Source organism: Terrabacter terrae, assembly GCF_039529575.1.
GTDB classification, from domain to species: domain Bacteria; phylum Actinomycetota; class Actinomycetes; order Actinomycetales; family Dermatophilaceae; genus Terrabacter; species Terrabacter terrae.
This window is the reverse complement of the sequence record NZ_BAAANB010000015.1, coordinates 1-4,692: the sequence shown is the minus strand read 5'-3', so window position 1 is coordinate 4,692 and position 4,692 is coordinate 1. Positions and strand designations below refer to the sequence as shown.

Below are 4,692 nucleotides of genomic sequence, written 5' to 3'. Positions count from 1 at the left end.
TGGTTGCCCACACCTGCTTGAAAGGTCCGGGCGCGTCGATGGGCGCGCGGCCGGCGGCCGTGGTCGGTGGCCGGCTGACCGCCGCCTGCGGGAAGAAGGCGTCGGCGAGGTCGTTCCACGTGATCGCCGAGACGACTCCGTCGACGCGGCGGTCGGCACCCGCGAGCATGAGCCCCAGCGCCCCACCGTAGGAGGCACCCATGACGCCCGCCCGCGGGTCGCCGGGGGCGTCGAGCTCGACGTCGCTGCGCTTGGCCGCGAGGTCGAGCAGCGCTCTCGCGTCGGCGATCTCGTATGCCGGGTCGTTGAGGTGGATGCGCCCGCCCGATGCGCCGTGCCCGCGGGCACTCCACGCGATGACGACGTAGCCGCGGTCGTGCAGGTCGTTCGCCTGGCCCGTCACCGAGTCCTTGCTGCCGCCGAAGCCGTGGGCGAGCAGCACGACCGGGTGCCTCCCGCTCGACTGAGGCCACACCGACACGTCGAGGCGCACGGGCGTGCCGTCGGGCTCGGCGCCCACCGGGACGGTCGTGGCCTGCGGGGTGACGGGGTCGGCTGCCCAGGCAGCCGAGGCCGGGGCCGTCGCCAGGCTCGAGCCGAGCAGCAGCGCGGCGAGGAGGGGCGCCCGGACCGACATGCCCACATCACATCACGGGGCTCGGACGGAAGCGTCCCCGCCGTCCAGGGTTGGCGCGGGCCGTGGGGGGCGGGTCAGTCGCGGTCGAGGCGCTGCTCGAGGACATAGGCCACGACGATGCACACGACGAGCACCATGACGGGCGGGAGGAAGCGGGCCGCGCCCTCGAGCCGGAGCCAGTCGTACGGCACGGTGGTCAGCTCGAGGACGGGGAGCTCGAGCAGGTAGCGCACGATCGGCAGGACCCCGAAGAGGAGGCCGAGGACACCGACGAGGTTGATGACCAGGCGCATGCCGCCGCCGGGCTCCCGCGACTCACTCATGCGCCCCAACCTACGGGGGCTCGCGGGCACGGTCGCGGGACGGTGTAGAAAGTCAGGCATGGCCACCACCTCTCTCGGAGACACCCTCGTGCACACCGTCGGCGAGCTGCCGGCCGTGGGCTCCCCCGCCCCGGCATACACGCTGACCGGCGCCGACCTGCGCGACGACGTCAGCCTCCCCGCGGGCACGCGGGTGGTCCTCAACATCTTCCCGAGCGTCGAGACCGGCGTCTGCGCGACGAGCGTGCGCCGCTTCAACGAGATCGCGGCCGGCCTCGACAACGCGACGGTCGTCTGCGTGTCGGCCGACCTGCCCTTCGCACTCGGCCGGTTCTGCGGGGCCGAGGGGATCGACAACGTCGTCGCCGCCTCGACGTTCCGCTCGAGCTTCGGCTTCGACTACGGCGTCCGCATGGAGAACGGCGGGTTCGCGTGCCTCATGGCCCGCGCGGTGGTCGTCATCGACGCCGACGGCACGGTGCTGCACACCGAGCTCGTCCCGGCCATCGGCCAGGAGCCGGACTACGACGCGGCGGTCGCCGCGCTCGGCTGACCGGAGGGCGCCGGCCGGGCTCACTGCGTGTCGTCGTCGACCCAGTCGAGGGTGCGCTGCACGGCCTTCCTCCAGGAGCGGTAGAGCCGCTCGCGCTCCGCCTCGTCCATCTGCGGGGTCCAGCGCCGGTCCTCGCCCCAGTTCTCCCGGATGTCGTCGGTGCTCGCCCAGTAGCCGACGGCCAGCCCGGCGGCATACGCGGCGCCGAGCGCGGTCGTCTCGGCGACGACAGGACGCACGACGTCGACCCCGAGCAGGTCGGCCTGGAACTGCATCAGCGTCTCGTTGACGACCATGCCGCCGTCGACGCGCAGCTCCGTGAGCGGCACGCCGGAGTCGGCGTTCATCGCCTCGAGCACCTCGCGGGTCTGGAAGGCCGTGGCCTCCAAGGCCGCTCGCGCGATGTGCCCCTTGTTGACGTAGCGCGTCAGCCCCACCAGGGCACCGCGCGCGTCGGGGCGCCAGTGCGGCGCGAAGAGGCCCGAGAAGGCCGGTACGAAGTAGGCGCCGCCGTTGTCGTCGACGCTCGCGGCCAGCGTCTCGACCTCGGCGGCGTCCTTGATGAGGCCGAGGTTGTCGCGCAGCCACTGCACGAGCGAGCCGGTGACGGCGATCGAGCCCTCGAGGGCGTAGACCGGCTTGGCGTCCCCGAGCCGGTAGCAGACGGTGGTCAGCAGGCCGTTCTGCGAGGCGACGATGTCCTCGCCGGTGTTGAGCAGCATGAAGTTGCCGGTGCCGTAGGTGTTCTTCGCGTTGCCCACGTCGAGGCAGCCCTGCCCGAAGGTGGCCGCCTGCTGGTCACCGAGGATGCCCGCGACCGGGACATCGATCAGGATGCCCGGCTTGCACCGGCCGTAGACCTCCGAGGACGAGCGGATCTCGGGAAGCATGGCGAGGGGGACGCCGACCGCCTCCGCCGCCGCGGCGTCCCACTCGAGGGTGCGCAGGTCCATCAGCAGCGTGCGCGAGGCGTTGGTGACGTCGGTGACGTGGATGCCCTCGTCGGACGCGCCGCCGGTGAGGTTCCACAGCAGCCAGGTGTCCATCGTGCCGAAGAGCAGCTCCCCCGCCTCGGCGCGCGCACGGGCGCCGTCGACGTGGTCGAGGATCCATCGGGCCTTCGGCCCGGCGAAGTACGTCGCCAGTGGGAGTCCCGTCACGTCCTTGAACCGGTCGATGCCGCCGTCGCCGGCGAGGTCGTCGCAGATCGCCTGCGTGCGGGTGTCCTGCCAGACGATCGCGTTGTGGACGGGCCGGCCGGTCGCGCGGTCCCACACGACGGTCGTCTCGCGCTGGTTCGTGATGCCCACCGCGGCGACGTGCGTGGCGTTGAGGTTCGCCTTGCCGAGAGCGCCCCCGACCACGAGGCGGGTGCTCTCCCAGATCTCCATCGGGTCGTGCTCGACCCAGCCTGCGCGCGGGAAGATCTGCCGGTGCTCCTGCTGGTCGACGGCGACGACCCGGCCCTGCCGGTCGAAGACCATCGCCCGCGTGCTCGTCGTGCCCTGGTCGATCGCCACGACATGGCTGCGGTGCTCCGTCGGCATGCCCCGACCGTACAGTCGGCGGTTCGCCGCCGTCAGGAGGCTCACGCAGGCGCGACGGAGGCTCACGCGGACTGTACAGCTCCGAGGGAGCGGTGCACCGGCTCGTTAGAGTGGCTCTCTCGGCAGCGACGTGAAGGGACACCCCATGACGAGCCCAGTGCGGCTGGACGCGGAGTACCGGGCGCGGGCGTGGAAGCGCCTCGCCAGCAAGCAGTTCGACGTGCTCGTCGTCGGGGGTGGCGTGACGGGGGCCGGTGTCGCCCTCGACGCCGCCACGCGAGGCCTCTCGACCGCCCTCGTCGAGCAGCGCGACTTCGCCTCCGGCACCTCGTCGCGGTCCTCGAAGCTCTTCCACGGCGGCCTGCGTTACCTCGAGCAGATGAACTTCGACCTCGTGCGCGAGGCGCTCAAGGAGCGCGAGCTCATGCTCAGCCGCATCGCGCCGCACCTCGTCAAGCCGGTCTCGTTCCTCTACCCACTGACCAACCGAGGCTGGGAGCGCCCGTACGTCACGGCCGGCCTGACGCTCTACGACTCGATGGGCGGGGCGCGGTCCGTGCCCCGGCACAAGCAGCTGACCCGCACCGGTGCGCTCAAGCTCGCCCCTGCCCTCAGGCGCGAGGCGCTGACCGGTGGCCTGCTCTACTACGACGCCCAGGCGGACGACGCCCGGCACACGTTGACGACGATCCGCACCGCGGCGGCATACGGCGCCACCGTGCTCGCCTCGGCCCGCGTCGTCGACCTGCTCCGCGCCGGCGAGCGGATCGTCGGTGCCCTCGTCGAGGACGTCGAGACCGGTGGGCGCGTCGAGGTGCGCGCCTCCGTCGTCATCAACTGCACCGGCGTGTGGACCGACGACATCCAGAGGATGGCCGGCGGGCGCGGGCGCTTCCACGTGCGCGCGAGCAAGGGCGTGCACATCGTCGTGCCGCGCGACCGGATCAACTCCGAGACCGGCCTCATCCTGCGCACCGAGAAGTCGGTGCTGTTCGTCATCCCATGGGGCACCCACTGGATCGTCGGCACCACCGACACCGACTGGGCGCTCGACCTCGCGCACCCGGCCGCCACGCGCGCCGACATCGACTACATCCTGGAGCACATCAACTCGATGCTGAAGGTGCCGCTGACCCACGACGACATCCAGGGCGTCTACGCCGGGCTGCGTCCCCTGCTCTCCGGCGAGAGCGAGGACACCAGCCAGCTCTCGCGCGAGCACGCCGTCGCCCGTCCGCAGCCGGGCCTCATCTCGATCGCCGGAGGGAAGTACACGACCTACCGCGTCATGGCGGCCGACGCCGTCGACGCGGCACGCGAGGACATCGGCGGCGACGTCTCCGACAGCGTCACCGAGTTCATCCCCCTGTCCGGGGCCGAGGGCTACGTCGCGCTCGTCAACCAGATCGACCGGCTCGCGCGCCACCAGGGGCTCCCGGTCTGGCGCATCACCCACCTGCTCGAGCGCTACGGCTCACTCGTGCACGAGCTCTTCGCGCTCGCCGAGCAGGACCGCTCCCTCTACGAGCCGCTGCCCGGCGCGGAGGAGTACCTCAAGGTCGAGGCGCTGTATGCCGTCACGCACGAGGGTGCGCTGCACCTCGACGACGTGCTGGCCCGCCGCACCCGCAT

General features: G+C 71.9%; 5 protein-coding genes. 2 read left to right on the top strand and 3 right to left on the bottom strand.

The genetic code is table 11. The annotated features are described in order from the left end of the window. Together ABD194_RS08870 and ABD194_RS08865 are read right to left on the bottom strand one after the other, a co-directional pair. The coding region (locus ABD194_RS08870; protein ID WP_343990288.1) for an alpha/beta hydrolase at window positions 1-637 on the bottom strand (637 nt) is incomplete at its 3' end. 74 nt (window positions 638-711) lie between these two features. After that, window positions 712-960, bottom strand: a complete 249-nt coding sequence (locus tag ABD194_RS08865; protein WP_343990285.1) for a hypothetical protein — start codon at window positions 958-960, stop codon at window positions 712-714. A gap of 58 nt (window positions 961-1,018) precedes the next feature. Between ABD194_RS08865 and tpx the strand changes: the two genes are divergently transcribed. Then, a complete protein-coding gene (gene tpx / locus ABD194_RS08860) occupies window positions 1,019-1,513 on the top strand; it encodes a thiol peroxidase (RefSeq protein WP_343990282.1) in 495 nt (164 codons plus the stop codon). A gap of 20 nt (window positions 1,514-1,533) precedes the next feature. Here the strand turns inward: tpx and glpK are convergent, their stop codons facing one another. Then, complete coding sequence (gene glpK / locus ABD194_RS08855) at window positions 1,534-3,060, bottom strand: glycerol kinase GlpK (protein WP_343990279.1); 1,527 nt, start codon at window positions 3,058-3,060, stop codon at window positions 1,534-1,536. 145 nt (window positions 3,061-3,205) lie between these two features. Here glpK and ABD194_RS08850 point away from each other — a divergent pair. Continuing rightward, window positions 3,206-4,692: glycerol-3-phosphate dehydrogenase/oxidase (locus tag ABD194_RS08850; RefSeq protein WP_343990276.1), on the top strand; the 1,487-nt coding region annotated here is incomplete at its 3' end.

Excerpts from the sequence above, each read along its gene's own strand:
- ABD194_RS08865 (WP_343990285.1), bottom strand. The coding sequence starts at position 960 with ATGAGTGAGTCGCGGGAGCCCGGCGGCGGCATGCGCCTGGTCATCAAC.
- tpx (WP_343990282.1), top strand. The coding sequence starts at position 1,019 with ATGGCCACCACCTCTCTCGGAGACACCCTCGTGCACACCGTCGGCGAG.
- glpK (WP_343990279.1), bottom strand. The coding sequence starts at position 3,060 with ATGCCGACGGAGCACCGCAGCCATGTCGTGGCGATCGACCAGGGCACG.